This window comes from Streptomyces sp. NPDC086766 (assembly GCF_044746005.1).
Classification (GTDB): domain Bacteria; phylum Actinomycetota; class Actinomycetes; order Streptomycetales; family Streptomycetaceae; genus Streptomyces.
The window spans coordinates 133,001-150,924 of sequence record NZ_JBIVBI010000015.1; the positions used below are offsets into that span (position 1 = coordinate 133,001).

The 17,924-nt window shown below is 73.1% G+C and carries 18 protein-coding genes and 2 pseudogenes; 8 read left to right on the plus strand and 12 right to left on the minus strand.

From position 1 onward, the window contains the following. Positions 1–37: 37 nt before the first annotated feature. Positions 38–769 carry a ferritin-like domain-containing protein gene (locus ACIPM1_RS25840; protein WP_402438616.1) on the plus strand — a complete coding sequence of 244 codons (732 nt, stop codon included), beginning with the start codon at positions 38–40 and terminating at the stop codon, positions 767–769. Positions 770–869: 100 nt separating this feature from the next. On the opposite strand, the gene ACIPM1_RS25845 is transcribed toward ACIPM1_RS25840, so the two are convergent. The 5 genes from ACIPM1_RS25845 to ACIPM1_RS25865 form a co-directional block, all read right to left on the minus strand. Beyond that, entirely contained in the window at positions 870–2,597 is a 1,728-nt protein-coding gene (locus tag ACIPM1_RS25845) for an MFS transporter (protein ID WP_402438618.1), read from the minus strand. Beyond that, complete coding sequence (locus tag ACIPM1_RS25850) at positions 2,594–3,070, minus strand: MarR family winged helix-turn-helix transcriptional regulator (protein WP_402438620.1); 477 nt, start codon at positions 3,068–3,070, stop codon at positions 2,594–2,596. Before ACIPM1_RS25850 ends, ACIPM1_RS25845 begins: the two co-directional genes overlap by 4 nt. Positions 3,071–3,153: 83 nt before the next feature. Beyond that, positions 3,154–4,674, minus strand: coding sequence for an NAD(P)/FAD-dependent oxidoreductase (locus tag ACIPM1_RS25855; RefSeq protein WP_402438622.1), 1,521 nt, complete (start codon positions 4,672–4,674; stop codon positions 3,154–3,156). After that, positions 4,671–5,858, minus strand: coding sequence for an MAB_1171c family putative transporter (locus tag ACIPM1_RS25860; RefSeq protein WP_402438624.1), 1,188 nt, complete (start codon positions 5,856–5,858; stop codon positions 4,671–4,673). Before ACIPM1_RS25860 ends, ACIPM1_RS25855 begins: the two co-directional genes overlap by 4 nt. 46 nt (positions 5,859–5,904) lie before the next feature. Then, entirely contained in the window at positions 5,905–6,489 is a 585-nt protein-coding gene (locus tag ACIPM1_RS25865) for a toxin-antitoxin system, toxin component (RefSeq protein WP_402438626.1), read from the minus strand. A 622-nt stretch (positions 6,490–7,111) separates the two neighbouring features. Here ACIPM1_RS25865 and ACIPM1_RS25870 point away from each other — a divergent pair. Then, a complete protein-coding gene (locus ACIPM1_RS25870) occupies positions 7,112–8,566 on the plus strand; it encodes a glyceraldehyde-3-phosphate dehydrogenase (RefSeq protein ID WP_356183269.1) in 1,455 nt (484 codons plus the stop codon). Positions 8,567–8,799: 233 nt separating this feature from the next. Here the strand turns inward: ACIPM1_RS25870 and ACIPM1_RS25875 are convergent, their stop codons facing one another. Beyond that, positions 8,800–8,994 carry a hypothetical protein gene (locus ACIPM1_RS25875; RefSeq protein WP_402438628.1) on the minus strand — a complete coding sequence of 65 codons (195 nt, stop codon included), beginning with the start codon at positions 8,992–8,994 and terminating at the stop codon, positions 8,800–8,802. A gap of 233 nt (positions 8,995–9,227) precedes the next feature. On the opposite strand from ACIPM1_RS25875, the gene ACIPM1_RS25880 reads away from it, so the two are divergent. Further along, a complete protein-coding gene (locus ACIPM1_RS25880; RefSeq protein ID WP_402438630.1) occupies positions 9,228–9,587 on the plus strand; it encodes an STAS domain-containing protein in 360 nt (119 codons plus the stop codon). A 53-nt stretch (positions 9,588–9,640) separates the two neighbouring features. Then, positions 9,641–10,433: pseudogene (locus ACIPM1_RS25885) on the plus strand (spore photoproduct lyase family protein). A gap of 141 nt (positions 10,434–10,574) precedes the next feature. Here ACIPM1_RS25885 and dps read toward each other — a convergent pair. Continuing rightward, positions 10,575–11,138 (minus strand): DNA starvation/stationary phase protection protein Dps, encoded by a 564-nt coding sequence (dps, locus tag ACIPM1_RS25890; protein ID WP_402438632.1) that lies wholly within the window; start codon positions 11,136–11,138, stop codon positions 10,575–10,577. A gap of 250 nt (positions 11,139–11,388) precedes the next feature. On the opposite strand from dps, the gene ACIPM1_RS25895 reads away from it, so the two are divergent. The 4 genes from ACIPM1_RS25895 (at position 11,389) to ACIPM1_RS25910 (ending at position 14,045) form a co-directional block, all read left to right on the plus strand. Next, a complete protein-coding gene (locus ACIPM1_RS25895) occupies positions 11,389–11,970 on the plus strand; it encodes a DUF4383 domain-containing protein (RefSeq protein ID WP_402438633.1) in 582 nt (193 codons plus the stop codon). Positions 11,971–12,000: 30 nt separating this feature from the next. Further along, entirely contained in the window at positions 12,001–12,702 is a 702-nt protein-coding gene (locus ACIPM1_RS25900; RefSeq protein WP_402438635.1) for an SDR family NAD(P)-dependent oxidoreductase, read from the plus strand. A gap of 80 nt (positions 12,703–12,782) precedes the next feature. Beyond that, positions 12,783–13,238 (plus strand): ATP-binding protein, encoded by a 456-nt coding sequence (locus tag ACIPM1_RS25905; RefSeq protein ID WP_356183251.1) that lies wholly within the window; start codon positions 12,783–12,785, stop codon positions 13,236–13,238. Between the two features lie 84 nt (positions 13,239–13,322). After that, entirely contained in the window at positions 13,323–14,045 is a 723-nt protein-coding gene (locus ACIPM1_RS25910; protein WP_402438637.1) for an alpha/beta fold hydrolase, read from the plus strand. On the opposite strand, the gene ACIPM1_RS25915 is transcribed toward ACIPM1_RS25910, so the two are convergent. From ACIPM1_RS25915 to ACIPM1_RS25935, 5 genes and pseudogenes are all read right to left on the minus strand, one after another. Further along, a complete protein-coding gene (locus ACIPM1_RS25915) occupies positions 14,025–15,656 on the minus strand; it encodes an IS200/IS605 family accessory protein TnpB-related protein (RefSeq protein WP_402438639.1) in 1,632 nt (543 codons plus the stop codon). The two genes, ACIPM1_RS25910 and ACIPM1_RS25915, sit on opposite strands and share 21 nt — an antisense overlap. Continuing rightward, a pseudogene (locus ACIPM1_RS25920) lies at positions 15,649–16,223 on the minus strand (IS607 family transposase). The gene ACIPM1_RS25915 and the pseudogene ACIPM1_RS25920 overlap by 8 nt, the downstream one beginning before the upstream one ends. Positions 16,224–16,325: 102 nt before the next feature. Beyond that, positions 16,326–16,781, minus strand: a complete 456-nt coding sequence (locus ACIPM1_RS25925) for a hypothetical protein (protein ID WP_402438641.1) — start codon at positions 16,779–16,781, stop codon at positions 16,326–16,328. Positions 16,782–16,812: 31 nt separating this feature from the next. Beyond that, complete coding sequence (locus ACIPM1_RS25930) at positions 16,813–17,112, minus strand: SHOCT domain-containing protein (RefSeq protein WP_402438643.1); 300 nt, start codon at positions 17,110–17,112, stop codon at positions 16,813–16,815. A 42-nt stretch (positions 17,113–17,154) separates the two neighbouring features. Next, positions 17,155–17,613 (minus strand): DUF6325 family protein, encoded by a 459-nt coding sequence (locus ACIPM1_RS25935; RefSeq protein WP_402438645.1) that lies wholly within the window; start codon positions 17,611–17,613, stop codon positions 17,155–17,157. Positions 17,614–17,924: the final 311 nt, after the last annotated feature.

A 17,924-nucleotide genomic window follows, 5' to 3' on the forward strand; every position in this document is an offset into this window, starting at 1 on the left:
GGCCCGGCTGCCGTGGCCCGAGGGAGAGGGGGACCGGGTGGGTGGGGGCGAGTTCGCCAAGTGGGTACGGCGGTTCGAGGAGGAGCGCGAGCGCAGGCGCGCCCTGGGCGACCCCGGCTGGGAGCGGGGCGCGACCCTGCATCCGGCGGTGTGGGCCGGCATCCAGCGCTTCCAGGTGGGCGAGGACGGCGACGGCGCCAATCTGGTCGCCAAGGCCGACGAGGCCGGGGACCCCGACTACGCACGGGCGGTCAGGCTGTTCGTGGCCGAGGAGCAGAACCACGCCCGGCTGCTCGCCCTGCTGCTGGCCGCGGGCGGTATGCCGACCCTGGCCGGCCACTGGAGCGACACGGTCTTCGTACGGCTGCGGCGGCTGATGGGCCTGCGGCTGGAACTGCTGGTGCTGATGATCGCGGAGGTGGTGGCGCTGCGCTACTACCGGGCCCTGCGCGACGGCACCGACGACCGCCTGACATCGGAGGTGGCGGGCCGGATCCTGGCAGACGAGCAGCGCCATGTGCCCTTCCACTGCGCGCGGCTGCACGCCTCGCTCGCGGAACTGCCCCGGCCGCTGCGGCGCCCGGTGCTGGTGCTGTGGCGGCTGCTCCTGCTCGCGGTGACGCTCGTCGTCGCCGCCGACCACGGCGGGGCACTGGCCCGGCTCGGCGTCGGGCGCCTGCGCTTCGTCGCCGACGTCCTGGCCTCCTCCGCCGAGGTGACCACCGCGATACTGGCGCCCCGGCCGGACGCGTGGTCGAGCGGGACGTGACGCTCCACGGGTGGGCGGAGGGGCGAGCGCCGTATCGCTCCACCGGCGCGCACGGTCGGGCCGCCGGGTCGCGGCGTCGGCGGGCACGAGGATCTCGTGGTCAGGTGGTCCCGGCGCGCAGGGCGGGCAGGGTACTCGCGGTCAGCGGTCGCGGGGCGTCGTCGGGGGCGACGAGGAGGACGTCGCAGTGGGCGGCGTGGGTGAGGGCGGAGGTGAAGCTGCCGTCGGCGAACTGGGCGAGCGGGCCGCGCGGCGAGCGTCCGACGGTCACGGAGCGGGCCCCGAGGTCGGCGGCGTGCCGGGCGAGGGCGCGGCCCGCGGCGGCGTGGTCGCCGACGCTGGTGAGGACCTGGCCGGTGGCGGCGACGCCGTGCGCGGCGAGGCGGTCGAGGTGGGCGGTGACGGCGGCGCGGGCCTGGTCGGCGTCCTCGGTGTCGACGGCCTGTTCCTCCACGACGGCGGCCTGCCGGACGTGGACCACCTCCAGGGGGCTGCCGGTGTCCCGGGCGAGCCGTGCCGCGGCGTCGACGGTGGCCGCGGCCCGGTCGTGGGCGCCGACGGCGACGATGACCGGTGGCGTGCCGTGGCGGGGCGGGCCGCCGACGGGGGTGAGGGTCGGTGTGACGGTTTCGCCGTCGCCGGTGCGCTGTTCGGCCAGGCGGAGCAGGCGGTGGCCGCCCGCGAGGACGGGGACGGCGAGGAGGAAGGTGGCCGCGCCGAGGTAGAAGGGCACGCTCAGGTCGGTGGCGTCGGCGAGCTTTCCGGCGGCGTAGGGCGCGAGGCCGCCGCCGATGAAGCGCAGGAAGCCGTAGGCGGAGGAGGCGACGGGGCGCTCGACGGGCGAGACGAGCATGACGGCCTGGGTGGTGAGTGTGTTGTTGATGCCGATGAAGGCGCCGCTGGCGACGACCGCCACGACCACCACGGCGGGGGTGCCGACGCCCGCGGCGATGACGGCCATCACGACGGCGAGGCCGGCCAGGTTGGCGTACAGCACGGGGGCGGTGCCGAAGCGGGCCTGCAGGCGCGGGGCGAAGAAGACGCTGAAGGCGGCCACCAGCAGGCCCCAGCCGGTGAAGACCAGACCGAGTTGATGGGCGCTCAGCTTCATGGGGTAGGGCGCGTAGCCGAGCATGGTGAAGAAGCCCCAGTTGTAGAGCAGCGCCATGATGCCCATGGTGAGCAGACCGCGGTGGCGCAGCGCCTTGAGCGGGGCGAGGGGTGAGGTGCGGCGTACGGGTCCGGGCAGGGGCGGGACGAAGGCCAGCGTGGCGACGAGGGCCACGGCCATGAGGACGGCGACGCCGAAGAAGGGGCCGCGCCAGCTGATGGCGCCCAACTCCCCGCCGAGCAGCGGGCCGACGGCGATCCCGAGGCCGAGCGCGGTCTCGTAGAGGATGATGGCGCCGCCGAAGCCACCGCTGGCGGAGGCGACGATGACGGCCAGCGAGGTGGCGATGAACAGGGCGTTGCCCAGCCCCCAGCCGGCGCGGAAGCCGACGATGCCGTCGATGGAGCCGGCGAGGGCCGCGAAGACCACGATGACCGCGAGGCCGGTGACGAGGGTGCGTTTGGCGCCGAAGCGGCCGGCGAACCAGCCGACGATCAGCATCGCCACCGCGGTGACGATCAGATAGCTGCTGAACAGCAGGGAGACCTGGCTGGGAGAGGCGTGCAGGCTGTCGGCCAGGGCGGGCAGGATCGGGTCGACCAAGCCGATGCCCATGAACGAGATGACGCAGGCGAACGCGACGGCCCAGACGGCCTTGGGCTGCTGGAAGGGGCCGGCGGCCGTGGGGCCGGCGGCCGTTCCGCGCCGTGCACTCATGTGGCCTTCTCCCCCGTGACGTCGACGGTCCTGGTGATGTCCTGGCGGTCACGGATCGCGCGGGCCAGGGCCGGGAGCGCGGTTCTCACCGCGCGCTGTTCGGACTCGTCCAGCGCGTCGACGAGCTGCCGGAGGGCCTCGGCCCGTTCGGCGCGCCGCCGCCGGAAGACCTCGAGCCCGGCGTCGGTGGCCTCGACCAGCACGCCCCGGCCGTCGCGGTGGTCCGCGGCGCGCCGGACCAGGCCCGCCCGCTCCAGCCGGGTGACGAGCTGAGTCATGTTGGGCTGGGAGACGGCCTCGGCCCGGGCCAGCTCGGTGAGCCGGTGGGGGCCCTCGCGGCCGAGCCGGGCCAGTGCCGAGGAGGCGGCGGTACTCAGCCCGCCGGCCGTGGCGCCGCGGCGCACGTGGCGGACCATCTCCTCGACGGCGATGATCAGGTCCTCCGGGGACACCTCGGCCCCCGCAGGATCCATAACCCGCTTATGCATAAGCCCATGGTGCACTTAGATGTACTGTGAAACAAGTCCTCCGCCGCGTCCTGTACGTCCCTCGGGTCCTACTCGACCGCCAGCACGGCAGCCCGGCCGTCGTGCAGCGCCCGTCGCTCGGCGGCGGTGAACTGCGGCGCGGAGAGCCGGGGGCGCAGGGGCCCCACCAGGGCCGACGCCAGGACGCCGGGGCTGAGCAGCGAGGCGGGCGGCGCCTGGAGGGTCACGACCTCGGTCAGGGCGGTCGCCGCGCGGAAGGAACCGGTCGCCGCGCGGGAGAGCCGGGTGACGTAGCGCTGCAGAAGCCGGTCGGCCAGGGCCGGTTGCCTGCCGAGCGTGGTGGGGTAGTGGATGTCCTGCCCCACGGCGAGCGACCAGGCGGCCGCGACCGGGCGGGCGATCGCGCGCTGGGCGCCGCGTGCCATGCCGGCGGCCGCCGCGCCGTGCCGGCCCAGCGTGTCGCGCAGGGCGAGCGCCCCCTGCGCGGCGACGGACATGCCGTGGCCGTAGACGGGGTTGTACGCGGCCACCGCGTCGCCGAGCACGACCAGTCGCTCGGGCCAGACCTTCAGACGCTCGTAGTAGCGGCGCTCGTTGGCGGTGCTGCGGGTGACGGAGACGTCGGTGAGCGGTTCGGCGTGCGCGAGCAGATCGCCGATGACGGGGTGGCGCAGGCCGCGGGCGAAGGACGTGAAGGCGTCCGGGTCGTGGCCGGGGTTTCCGCCGCGGGTGCCGGCCAGGCTGACCATCCAGCGGCCCCCCTCGACCGGCACCAGCACGGCGCTTTGGCCCGGTCCGGGCACCCGCGGGCTGGCCTGGACGCTGACCACGGGCCACCGGAAGGCGTCGCCGCCCGGGGCGCGGAAGGTACGGCTGGCGTAGGCCAGACCTGAGTCGATACGGTCCTCGGCGAGCCCCCCGACCCCCAGTTCGCCCAGCCACCGCGGCATGCCGGAGCCCCGCCCGGAGGCGTCCACGACCAGGTCGGCGGCGAGGTCGGTGACCGGGTCGTCCGCGTGGCCGGACCGTGCCCGCACCCGTACCCCGGTGACACCGTGGCGGCTGCCGAGCAGACCGACCACGCGGCTGCCGGAGCGAACCGTGACGCGCCGGTCCGCGAGGACCTGTTCGCGGACCACGAAGTCGGTCAGGTCCCGGCTGCACGCGATCAGGTACTGCGTGGCGCGCTGCCACCGCCGGAACCAGCCCTCCGTGGAGTAGACGACCATGTCGGTGGTGATCGGGACGCGGCGCGCGCCGGCGGCCAGCAGGCGCCCGGTGGTCCCGGGCAGCAGCGCGTCGATCGCGTCGGCGCCGCCGGACATCAGGATGTGGGCGTGCCGGGCCTGCGGGACTCCGGGGCGCGGGCCCGGTCCGGCGGCCGGGAAGGCGTGGGGCTCGACGATGTCGACGTGGTCGTAGTGGTCCTTGACCGCGGCCGCGGCGAGCATGCCCGCGAGGCCGCCCCCGACGACGACGGCACGGGTGCCGGCGGTGCGCTCGGCTCGGCCGGCGCGCCCGCCGGCGGTGGGCGCGGTGCGGGCACTGCGCGTGCGGGGGACGCGGGGGACACGGGGCGATCCACTCATGACGGGCTGCTTTCTGCGGGGGCGCGGTGACGGCGGCGGGACTCTTCGACGGCCGGGGCGGTCAGCGCGCGCGAGATCGCTATCAAGTCCCGCCCGCGCCAGGCCACTTCGACGTCGGTGGTGTCGGGGACCGGCCCGGACACCCGGCGGGCGCGACGGTCGCGCTCGGCCGCGACGGCGATCATGACGGCGTCCGCCATCGTCGCGGCCCGCATCGCGTCCTCGCCCCGGTCCCGGGCGGCGCGGTACGCCCGGCCGCGCACGTCGCGGTCGAAGTAGGGGGCGAGCGCGAGCAGCGCGTCGTAGATGGCCGTCTTCCGGCCGGTCAGCCGCATCGGGAAGTCGATCTCCCACCACTCGAACGGGACACGCACGGCCGTCGGCCCTGCCGCACGCCGCAATTCTCGCCACAGCGGGGCCAGTTGCCACAAGTCGGCGGCCGCCCTGACCTGTTCGGCGACCCGTGGCCCGGCCAGCGGCAGGACGAATCCCGTGATGCCCATGACGGCGGCGGGCAGCGCGAACACCACCGCCACGTCGTTGAACACGTCCCCGTCCCGCCCGGCCCAGCGGGCGGCGACGCCGAGCAGCTTGCTGGTGTCGAAGCACAGGTGCATCAGATAGGCACCGGCCAGCATGAGCAACCCGCCCCGCAGGGACCCGCGCACCTCGCGCGACCAGCGCCAGGACAGCACCCCGGTGACCACCGAGGCCGCGCCGTGCAGGACCAGATACGTGACGATCATCTGGCCGATGTACGGCGTGGTGGCGTAGTACATGTCGAACCGGGTCGTCTGCTCCACCGGGGCGTCGCCGCACCAGAAGAGCGCGACGATCGCGAGGATCGCCGCCGCGTACACCGCGGCGCACAGCCGGGACGCGCGCCGGGTCCGCTCCGGCGGCGCCGGCCGCCAGTGGACGAACAGCAGCAGGCTGGCGCCGGAGAACGCCGTCATCACCGAGTACACCAGGGGCGCCGAGAAGTTCGGCACCCCGGTGAGCCGGTTGACCCGGGGGATCGTCCCGGGCGCGGCGAAGAACATGATCCCGGCGCCGAGGAGGAGCATGAGGCAGGCCAGGCGCAGCAGCACGTCGTGCGGGCGTCCGAGCAGCGCGGGAATCTTCAGGGCGCAGGCGAACAGCAGCAGCGCGGCGGTGACGTAGAAGGCGAATCCGCTCGTCACCTGCTCAGGCCTCCGTTTTCCACGGCACCGGGATCCCGTCGGGGCGTCAGGGCCGGGGAATGCCGCGGTGCGCCATGGCGGCGCGGATCCGGCAGGAGAGCGCCCCGGGATCGGCCGAGGTGCGGGCGTCCTCCAGGAAGGTGCGGACGTCGGTGGCGAACCGGAAGCCGAAACGGTCCGCGTCCCGCTCGTCGGGGTGGTCGGCGTCCGCGCGGGCGGCGAAGTGCAGTGCGGCGTCGTGCCGCGCGGGCACGGCGGCGAGATCGTCGTCGCCGGAGACCAGCCGCACCAGCTCCTCGACCGCCGCCGCGGCCTCCCGGCGGGCCCGGGAGGCCGCGGGACCGTGCTCGGTGCGGTGGACGCAGTGCCCCTGGAACATGTGCCAGACCTCGTGGCCGATGATCACGAGCTGGTGGTCGGGGTCCGTCTTCTCCTCGTAGGCGATCAGGTCGTGCTCGGCGCGGTCCACCCACAGTCCGCTCGCCGTGTGCGGCGGGAAGGCGAAGCCGCGCAGGTGGACGGGGCGTCCCCGGACCTGGCTGAGGGTGTGGCCGAGGGCGGCGAAGACCGACGCCTCGTCGGACGCCGATCGCTGCAGGGTCGCCACGAGCCGGTCGCTGAGCCGCCGCATGGCCTTCGTCCCGGCGTGTCCGGCCCGCACCCGCGGCGCGCCCGCCCGTCTCCCGTGCGCCGCCGGCCTCCGGCCGGAGTCCCCCGTGCTGTTCCTCATCCCAAGCCCATCCCACCAGGTGTGCGGCACGCCACCGCCCTGCGCGGAGGAATGCCGGTTCCCCCTCGGATCCGCCGGGCCGGACGGGTCCGGCCGGGGCGGGTGCGCCGGGCCGGGTGGCGCGATGTCGGCAGGACCGTAGCCGGTGGGGAGCGGGCCGACCAGACCGGATCAAGCCCAATCGCGATCAACGGCACGCCTGACGGACGCGCCCGAGATGCCGCGTGGCACCGGCCGACTTACGCTGACCATGGCTCCTGGAGCCACGACTGCCCTGGTCACGGACCGGAGCGGACCTCGTGTCCGCCTCCTTCACCTTCCGGTCGGCCGGACGCTTCGCGCTCTCCCTGACGGGCGACGGCACCCGTGCCAGGGCAGTCCGCCGCCCTGCCCCCTGTTCTGACCGAAGTCGCGGCCGTCGTTGCGGACTTCGCGCAGGTCACAGGCTTGGCAGCCACCCGCGGCAAGATCGAATCATCCTGGGGTTAGCATATGAGCGCTGCCTAGCTCGAAAGATGATCCTGTGACTGTCAACGACGACTCGTTCACCAACTGGAAGAACCGCGAAGAGATCGCGGAGTCCATGATCCCCATCATCGGGAAGCTGCACCGCGAGCGGGACGTGACGATTCTGCTGCACAGCCGCTCCTTGGTGAACAAGTCGGTGGTCAGCATCCTCAAGACCCACCGCTTCGCCCGGCAGATCGCCGGCGAGGAGCTCACGGTCACCGAGACGCTGCCGTTCCTGCGGGCTCTCACCACGCTCGACCTCGGCCCGTCCCAGATCGACCTCGGCATGCTCGCCGCGACGTACAAGGCCGACGACCGCGGCCTGACGGTGGAGGCGTTCACCGCCGAGGCCGTCGCCGGCGCCACCGGCGCCAACAAGATCGAGCGCGGCGAGGGACGGGACGTCGTCCTCTACGGCTTCGGCCGCATCGGCCGCCTCGTCGCCCGCCTCCTGATCGAGAAGTCCGGCTCCGGCAACGGGCTGCGGCTGCGCGCCATCGTGGTGCGCGGGGGCGGCGGCCGGGCCGCCGAGGACCTCGTCAAGCGTGCCTCGCTGCTGCGCCGCGACTCCATCCACGGCCAGTTCCAGGGCACCATCACCGTGGACGAGGCGAACAGCACGATCGTCGCCAACGGCAACGCGATCAAGGTGATCTACGCCAACGACCCGACCGAGGTCGACTACACGGCGTACGGCATCAAGAACGCCATCCTCATCGACAACACCGGCAAGTGGCGCGACCGCGAGGGCCTGTCGAAGCACCTGCGCCCCGGCGTCGACAAGGTCGTGCTGACCGCGCCCGGCAAGGGCGACGTCCCCAACATCGTGCACGGCGTCAACCACGACATGATCAAGCCCGACGAGCGGATCCTGTCCTGCGCGTCCTGCACCACCAACGCGATCGTCCCGCCGCTGAAGGCGATGGACGACGAGTTCGGCGTGCTGCGCGGCCACGTGGAGACCGTCCACTCGTTCACCAACGACCAGAACCTGCTGGACAACTACCACAAGGCCGACCGCCGCGGCCGTTCCGCGCCGCTCAACATGGTCATCACCGAGACCGGCGCCGCCTCCGCCGTCGCCAAGGCGCTGCCCGACCTGAAGGCGAAGATCACCGGCAGCTCGATCCGCGTCCCGGTGCCGGACGTGTCCATCGCGATCCTGAACCTGCAGCTCGCGCGCGAGACCGACCGCCAGGAGGTCCTCGACTACCTGCGCCACGTGTCGCTGACCTCGCCGCTCAAGCGCCAGATCGACTTCACCAGCGCCCCCGACGCGGTCTCCAGCGACTTCATCGGCTCGCGCAACGCCTCGATCGTCGACGCCGGCGCCACCAAGGTGGAGGGCGACAACGCGATCCTCTACCTCTGGTACGACAACGAGTTCGGCTACTCCTGCCAGGTCGTCCGCGTCGTCCAGTACGTCTCGGGCGTCGAGTACCCGACCTACCCGGCCCCGGCGGTCTGATCCCGGCGCGCCCTCCGGACCCGGCCCGGCGTCCCCACGGCCCGGGCGCCCGGACGCCCGGACGCCACCGCACCGCGCGTGACGCGCCGTACGGTGGCGTCCGGACCGGCGTCGGAACCGCCCGAGGGACGGACCGCCGTCGGAGCCGCCCGTCGGCACCGCCCGTCGGACGGGCCGGCGGACAGGCCGACGCACGCATCTCCGGGCGGCCGGTGGCCGCCCTGCTCAGGAGATCAGCTCGGCGCGGCCGTCATCAGCTTCGCGAACGCGGCCATGCACAGGGAACAATGAGCTGTCCGCTCCCCGTGGGACGCGTCGACTCGTTCGGCGAAGCGCTGCCCGCACAAGGTGGCATGCGACTGCTTGGCCACCACGTGCCATACCAACGCCGCGCCCGTTTTCTCCGGGCCCACGCACATCTCGTACATGATCGGCCTCCCAACCGTGGACGCCTTTCTCACTCCAGGAGAACCGGCGCAAGCGTCAAGGGCGAAACGGGCGCAGCCCATTCGGGTGATGGCGGCACCGGTGCCGCGTTCCCACCAGCGGGTTTCGGGCGTCCCCGGTCCCGCCGCCGATCCGAGGGTGTCGCGTATCACGAACGGCGCGTCGTGATCGCCCGGCCTGGTCTGCGGGGAGCCGTCAATGTCACGATGGCGCCATGCAGTACGACTCCCGGACAACAGTGCACGTCACACGCCACCCCCGCGTCTTCGAGATCGCGGTGCGCGGCGAGGTCGACTACGACGAGTGCGACCTCCTCCAGGCCGCCTGGGCCGAGGCCGAGGAGACCGCGCTGCCCGTCACGGTGGTGGACCTGTCCGGGGTCACCTTCGGCGACAGCGCGCTGCTCAACGCCCTGCTCGACGCCCGGCGCCGGCACAGTGCGGCGGGGCGTGAGCTCGTCCTGCTCGGCCCCCTGCACCAGGCGATCCGAAGACTTCTCACGGTCACCGGAACCCTGGAGCACTTCACCGTGACCGACTCCCGCAGCGCGGCCCTGCGCCTCGACCAACCCTGAGACCACCACGGACCGGGACCGAGGCGACCGCGGCGACCACGAGCGGAGCGATCATGCACGGCGACGACGATCGTGACGAAGACCGGGACGGCGGCCAGGAGCAGCAGGAGCTGTTCGGGCTCGGCGACCTGCGCCCCTCCCCCGCCCCGGACACCTCCCACCCGATGTTCCGCGACTCCCCCGCCGCCCGGCGCATGCTCGCCGTCCGTGAGATCCACGCCGAGCCGGCCGCCGCGAACTCGCCACGCGGGCGGGAGATCATCGCCCGTTTCCCCGAGGCCCGCGTCGTGCCCACGGACAGCCACTGGCGGATCCCCGGGCTGCACGGCAACGAGGGCAACGTGGAACGCTGGGTCCGCATCAAGCAGGAGACGCTCGTCCTCGGCCGGCGCAAGACCCTGACGACCCGGCCCAACGGCCGGTCCGCCTGCTCGACGTGCGCACCAGCCCGGTCGCCGAGCGGATCGCCGCGGCCGCCGACTTCCTCGACGCCGGGTACGAGGTGCACTTCAACCTCTCCCCCGTGGTGCTCAGGCCCGGATGGCAGGAGGCGTGGGCCGGACTGCTGCGCCACATGGACGACGTACTGCCGCGGCGGGTGAAGGACCAGGCGGGCGCCGAGGTCATCCTGCTCACCCACAACCGCGAGCTGCACACCGTCAACCTGAACTGGCACCCACGGGCCGAGGAGCTGCTGTGGACCCCCGCGCTCCAGCAGCCCAAGCGCTCCCAGAACGGTGCGGAGAACGTGCGCTACCGCGACGGCGTCAAGGGCGCGGCGGTACGGGAGCTGCGGGCCTCGTCACGGCGCACGCGCCGTGGCTGCGGATCCGGTACGCCTTCTGAGCGGCGCGTCCCGCCCCCGGATCAGACCGGAGCCGGTCCCGCCGTCCGCGCACCGGACGCCGGGACCGGCTCCAGGGAAGGCACGGCGACCGCGGCCCAGCGGCCGCCGACCGGATCCGGTGCGGGCCGGTTCCGAGATCGTCAGCCCAGGTCCGCGCCGCGCGCGGCCGCGTCGGTCTCGGTCGAGGCGCCCGCGGTCGCCAGCTTGCCGCCGGTGCTCTCCAGGTGCGCCCGGACGAACCACTGGAACTGCTCCAGGTCACGCAGCTGTTCGATGAGCAGGTCCTCGGTCGCCGGGTCGGTCTCGGCCGCCTCCTTGATCGCGGCCCGCACGTCCTTGATCACGCCCGTGTAGACGAGGTCGAGGGCGCCCAGGTGCGCGATGGCGTCGGCCCGGCCGATCGAGTAGTCCTCCCACTTCCGTTCCTCGACGAGGGCACCGGGGGTGCCTTGCGCCACGCCGCCGAGCGCCGCGATGCGCTCGGCCACGTCGTCGGCCATGTCGCGGACCCGGTCGACCTGCGGGTCGACCATCTCGTGCACCGCGATGAAGTGCGGGCCGACCACGTTCCAGTGGACGTGCTTGAGCGTGAGGTGGAGGTCGTTCAGCGCGTGCAGGCGCATACGGAGCAGACCGATGAGCCGGCCGGCGGCGTCGAGCTCCACGCCGGGAACCGTGTACTCGGGGGTGAGGTCCTGTGCCATGTGTTCCGTTACCTCCATGTCGTACGTGTGGCCCCTGCACTCATGCCCCGTCGAGCCGGGGACAGACGTGCTTCCCGGTGATCAGGGACCGAACGGACCAGTGCGGCCCCGCAACGGACGGCAGGCCGGGCCGCTGCAACCGTTCACCCGGTTTGTCCGGAATAAGGGGCACGGTCGACCGCCCCCACGGGCCTGCCGCACGGCTCCGGCCGACCGGGACCGCGCGGTCCCCGTCCCGAAAGGAACCGCCATGAAGCTGAGTGACGAGTTGCCCGTCGACCACAGGCTCGCGACGGTCTACCGGTACGGCGCCGCCTTCTGCGGTCTGGTGCTGCTGACCTTCGGCTGTCTCGGGTTCGCCGACGAGCTCAGTCCCTTCAACACCAACGGCCGGCACCTCGCCGGCATGTCGACCAACGGCGTGCTGAGCCTCATCTCCGTGGTCGTCGGGCTCGTCCTGATCGGCGGGGCCGTGGTGGGCGGGAACTTCGCCTCCACGCTGAACATGACCGTCGGCACGCTGTTCCTGCTCAGCGGGTTCGCCCACATCTTCATCCTGGACCGTCCGGCCAACGTCCTCGACTTCGGCATGACCAACGTCATGTTCAGCTTCGTCATGGGGCTCGTGATCCTGACGTTCGGCATGTACGGGCGGGTCTCGAGCAAGCTGCCGCACGACAACCCGTACTGGCGCCGGCGCCACGCCCGCGAGGCGGCCCACGAGGCACTGGCCGTGCGCAGGGCGCAGGTGGGCCCCGGGGTCTCCGCCACGCGGGGCGCCCGTGCGCTCTCCCCGGCGTCCGCGCCCCCGGCCGGCCGCGCGGGGAAGTGACCGACCGGCTCTCACCACAGGAGGCAGGCCATGGATGTGCGATCCGCCCGGATCCTGGTGCCCGGTGCCACCGGCGCCCTCGGCGGCGCCCTGGTGGAGCGGCTGCACCGGCTCGGCTCCGCCACGGCGGCCGCGGGATGGGACGAGGCCGCGCTGCGCCGGCTGTCGGACGCGTGCGGAGGCATCCCGATCCGCCGCTTCGACGCCTACGATCTGGACTCCTGCGCGCGTACGGTGCCGTGGGCGGCGCAGCGGCTCGGCGGCCTGGACGCCGTGGTCGTGTGCGTGGGGGTTCCCGCCTTCGGCCCGGCGGAGTCGGTGAGCGACGCCGTGGCCGAGCACCTCGTCACCGTGAACGCGCTCGCGCCCATCGCCTTCCTGCGCGCCGCGCTCTCCCTGGTGCGGTCGGGAGGGGTGCTCGCCGCCGTCACCGGCGTGGTCGCGCAGTCGTCGCCGCCCGGCATGGCGGACTACGCGGCCGCGAAGGCGACGCTGTCCGCCTGGCTGACCGCGGTCCGGCGGGAACGGCGGCGCTCCGGGGTCGGCGTCCTGGAGATCTGCCTGCCCCACCTGGCCACCGGGTTCGCCGGGCGGGCCGTGACCGGCAGCCCACCGCCCCTGCCGGACGGCCTGCCGCTCGACCGCGCGGTCGACGCGATCGTCGACGCACTGTCGTCGGGCGGGCGCATAGTGCGTGCGGGCTCGGACGGAACCCTGAGAACCGTCGGCTAGGACGGCGTCCGCCCCGCTCCCACCCATCCGTCGGCGCCGCCGCGACGTATCACCTTCGGAGAGTGAGAGAGGGACCCGAGATGAACAGCGCCTACGGTCGCTCCGCCTGTCGCTCGGTCCGCTGGGTGACCATGCTGCGCACCGCCGTCCGCAGCCAGCTCCTCCACTGGGGCATGGGCGAACTCGCCGACGACGCGGCCCTCGTCCTCAGCGAGCTGGCCGCCAACGCCATCCTGCACGGCGAACCGCCGGTACGGGTGGCGGTCACCCTGCGCTGCGCCCGCGGCGATCCTCTCGCGGTGCGCATCGAGGTCACCGACTGCGGGCCGGCGTTCGACGTCGACGCCGTCCGCGCCCACTGGCGGCATCCCGCCTTCTCGCTGGGCGAGGAGGGCCGGGGGCTGTACGTCGTCGACGCCGTGTCCCGGGACTGGGGCGACCGGCCCACGGCCGGCGGTCACACGGTGTGGGCCGAGCTGGCCATCGCCGTCCGAGGGGGCTCCCCTCCCGCCCCCGGTCCGGGGCAGGCATCATGACGGCACCCCGTTCCCGCATCCCCGACCCACGACCGACAGCGCCCGCACCCCCCGCCGGGCGCCTCACGGAAGGACCGCTCATACGTGCGGCAGCCTGCGGACAGCACGGTACGACCGGCCGGGAAGGCACTCCTCGTTCGGCACCACCCGGTGCCGGCGCGCGCGGCGGTGGTGATCCTGCACGGCGGGCAGGAGGAGAGCCGGCGCCTGTCGCGCCCCTGGCACCTCGCCGCCCTGCGGATGCGGCCCTTCGTGCGCGCCGTGGCGGCGGACTCCGGACGCGACGACGTCCTCCTGGCGCAGGTGCGCTACCGCCGTCGCGGCTGGAACGGCGCCCAGGCCGACCCGCTGCGGGACACGGAACGCGCCCTCGGCGAACTGGAGGACCTGACCGGCGGCCTGCCGGTCGTCCTGGTCGGCCACTCCATGGGCGGGCGCGCCGCACTGCGCGCCGCGGCGCACCCGCGGGTGCGGGCCGTGCTGGCGCTCGCGCCGTGGTGCCCGCCCGGCGAACCGGTCGGCCACCTGGCCGGCAAGCACGTCGTCGTCCTGCACGGCAACCGCGACCGCATCACCTCGCCCGCGGACTCGGCCGCGTACGTCCGCCGCGCCCGCGGGGCCGGGGCGCGGGCCGCGATGGTGCTGCTCGACAACGGGGACCACGCGATGCTGCGGCGTCTCGGCGACTGGCACCGCACCGCGTCGTCGGTGGTCGGTCATCTGCTGACCCCGGACGCCGCGGCCCCACCACTTCCCGAGCCCGCCTACACGGCCGCCGAACCGTTCCTAATCAGTGAGCAGGAGTGAGTCTTGGACCCAAACCTGCTCAGCTGGTGCATCCCGAACGGTTATGGATGCACTGGTCACCCGCGTTCTCGCCGCGCCCAGCGGCACGGATCGTGTCCGTGGTCCGGGAATGCGGGGGCGGGATTCCTCACGCCCGCAGGTGCCGTGTCCGGCCTGGGCGGTCCGATGCCCCACACAATCGCTCTGGTCGTGTGGGGGCGGTGCCGTCCGTCGCCGGACGCGGTGCCCGAGAGCACGTCGCCCGATCGCGACGCCAGCGGCGTCGTGGCGGGTGGTCTTGCGGTTCTTGCTGCTGAGGGGCTTCTGCCAGTGCTCAACGCCCCAGCGGGAGGTGTAGGCGGGGTCGACGACGACGATGCTGATGCCCAGTTCGGCGGCCATGGACACGAGCCGTGACCGCAGTTTGGCGACGGGCATGCCGGAGATCAGCTTGCGGAACCGCTTCCTGCGGCCGTGCTTCTCCCGTGTCTTCTCCGCACCGAAGTCCAGGTCCTCGATCGCGATGGAGACGCCTTTACGCCGTGCCCAGTGAAGGAGGCGGGTGAGGGCGTGCCTCACCTGGGCGTCCCGGTAGGTCGCCACCCCGGCGAGGTCGTAGAAGAATCGGCGGGGCCCACCCATCGGGTTGCCGTGCCCATCCAGACGCCACGATGCGAAGTGGTCGGCGTTGGTGTCCACACCGATGAGCCCGTTCGCCCTGGCCACAGCGAGGGAAACGGTCCGGACCGGGGGGATCGTCCACGACGCCGTGAGGTACCAGCGGCCCCGGTCCACGTCCAGGTGGATGCGGTAGGCGACAGCACGGTTCGTCGATACGCGGTCGGCCCACTCTTCGCCGCGGTGCCGGAAGTCGATCCGACCGTCGAGCACGTACCGGCCGTGCGGGGCGTTGGCCAGGTACGCCAGCGGACCCGGGAGCTTGATGCCGACCTCGCCGTCGGAGCTGACGCGGATGGTCTCGTTCCCGAAACGCTTCCCCGACTCTCCGTCTGCCTGGAGGAACCAGCGTTCGGCATCCCAGAGCCTGCGCCACTCGTACTCGGTGAGCCGGGCAGCTTCCAGATTGTGCCGGTTGCGAGCCAGTCGCTTCCCGCCGCGCACCACGTGCACGACACCGGCCTCACGGTCGGACCGCTCGCGTTCCAGCCGGTGTTCCAGCACACGCAGGCGCCGGGTCTTTTGGAACCACTCCTGCTTCGTGCGGTAGCCGCCCGGCGCCCGCTTCGTGCCCTTCTCCCCGACCGGCTGGGACAGGCGGTGCGCGATCGTGCGCACCCCGACCTCAAGGTTCTGGATATGGGCGAGGTGGGCACGGCGCGCAAGGCCCCACTGGTCGTGGGTGGCCTTCGTGATACTCCCGGCCCAGCGGGAGGACGACTCCACGGTCAGGGCCCGCTTGCGCTCCGCCCACTGATCGCCGTCGTGATCGGTACCCGCCCGGCAACGTGCCTTGAGGTCGGCGGAAGCCAGCGAACCCAGGTGTGCGCCCACCAGGGGCAGCACCTCACGGTCCCGCTGGGACATGCCCTTGATGCTGGTGCGGATCGCCACCCCGGACGGGCCCAGCGCAACGAACGGCGCCTCGATCGTGCGCAGTGTGGAGTCAGCCATGCTCGGCGGCCTCCAAGGCCTTGCGGGCACGGTTCTTCGCCGACCGGAGACCGTACAGGCGAGCACAGAACGAGGTCAGCACCTCAGCCATGTCGCACACCATATCGTCTCCGACCTCGCCGTCATCAAGGACAACGAGGCGGCGCCCATGTGCGGACAGAGCGGCTCCGACAAGTTCGGTGGTCATCCGGCCCAGCCGGTCCTGGTGCTCGACCACCACCGTGGTCACGTCCGGATCGGCCAGCCGGCGCTTGACTTTGGGGCGGACACCGTTCATACCGGATGCGATCTCGGCTTCCACGCGCACCACCCGGCGGCCGGCCTGCGCCGCCCCCTGGGACAACCTGGCGACCTGTCGTTCCAGATCGCTCTTCTGGTCATGGGAGGAGACACGCGCATACAGGCCCAACCCGCCGATCGCCTCGGGTCCGGCGTTGCCCCCACATTCACGAGGATCGTACGCGGGCCGACCCGCTGAGCCGGTACCGGCAATGTCCCCTCACGGAACCAGCGATACGCGGTCTGCGGATGCACACCCTGCGCCCTCGCCCATTCCGTGAGATTGATGCTCTGACAACGACACTCACCCATACATGGTTGCGCTCATTCACCCGACTTTGAAGAGCAGCAGTTGAAGACCCCCCGTGTGGTGACGGCTGGTTGGGGACGTCAGGGCGCGGGCGGGGGTTCCGGCAGCGCGGTGTGGTCGGGATGGCCGCCGGTACGGCGCTCCTCCTTCAGCCGCGCCTCGTACAGGTGGTTCCATCCGCCGGCGAGCTCCTGGCGGGCGGCCGCCTCGAGGGACCTGAACGGCTCGTAGTAGGTGGCGTCGTAGGCCTCGACGACCTGGAAGGTCCAGTGGCCCGGGATCACGTTGCGGCCCAGGATGTCGCGCTGCACCTTCTCGGCCCAGGCGCCGTGCCCGGCCGCGCGCAGCAGCTCCACCGCGCGGTCGAGCTCGAAGTCGGCGGTGCCGGTGAGCTGGTGGAAGGAGTACAGGTGCCCGCGGGCGCGTTCGGTGGTCTCCAGTGCCTTCGACAGGGCGCCCAGCGCCTCCACGGTGGTGTCCGAGACCCCGGGCGGCCGCCGGTGGGCGGGGTCGGGGCCCTCGTCGTGATCGCTCATGGTGCACGGGTCTCCCGGTGGCGGCACGCGGTCAGGCGAGCACCCGGCGCTTCTGGGCCTCGAACTCCTCGTCCGTGAGCACCCCTTGGGCCTTCAGATCGCCCAGCTGCTTCAGCCGCTCGATCTTGTTGTCCATGTCGTCCTCGGTGGACAGTGGGGGCGCCGAGGGGGCCGCGGGCGCGGGTGCCGCCGCCTGCCGGGCGGCCTGTTGCTGGTCGTAGTCCTGCTGCGCCCAGCGTCCCGCCTGCCGCCGTGACACGCGGTTGGAGACCGCGGTGGCGGTTCCGGCGACCACGGCGGTGCGCGCGACACCGCGAATCAGTCCGGGCATGATCACTCGTCTCCCTTGCCGGTTGCGGAGGTGGGGGCGCGTTCAGGCGGCCGCGGATCCGCCGGGCGGCGGGGTGCCCTCCACGGCGTCCAGCGACGCGAGCAGGGCCTGGACGGGAACCCGGCCGCTCGCCACGAGCTGCGCCCCGCTCCGGCGCAGCGCACGGGCCAGGGGCGCGGCCCACAGGTTCTCGTAGACGAGGACCGCGGCGGAGTTGCCGGCTTCCAGCGCCTTTCCGGCCTCGTCGATGTCGTCCTGGTCCAGCAGTCCGGACGAGGCGCCCTGGAAGACGGTGAGGTCCGTCTCGCCGCCGAGGTCCCGCAGCTCCAGGGCGGCGACGGACCCGTCGGCCTCCTTGCGGACGAAGGCGAGGTCGAGGATGCGGATGATGCCGCGGTCGACGAGGTCGACCAGCAGCGGGAATCCCTCGCCCGTCATGCGGTTGCCGGGGAACTCGACGACGAGGTAGTCGACGGGACCCATGTCTTCGACGTCGTTCATGGCCATTCCTCGGGGGCGGGACGGGGGCCGGTGCTCGGTCGGCGCGTGCCGGGGACGCGGGTGGCGCGGGCCGGTGGGCCGGCCCCCTGGGCGGCGCTCGCCGCGCGGCCGGCGGGGGCGGACCACCCGCTCATTGCAGCACGCGGCGGGGGGTCCCGCACTCCGGGCCGTGCTCGGCGTCCGGCCCGGCGCCGAGCACGGCCCGGGGCTGTTTCGGCGTGCGGGACGGCCGTCGGGCGGGGCCGGAGCCCGGTCCCGCACCCGCCGGGCACGCGGGTCGCCCCGGACGGAACCGCAGTGCTAGAACTGGG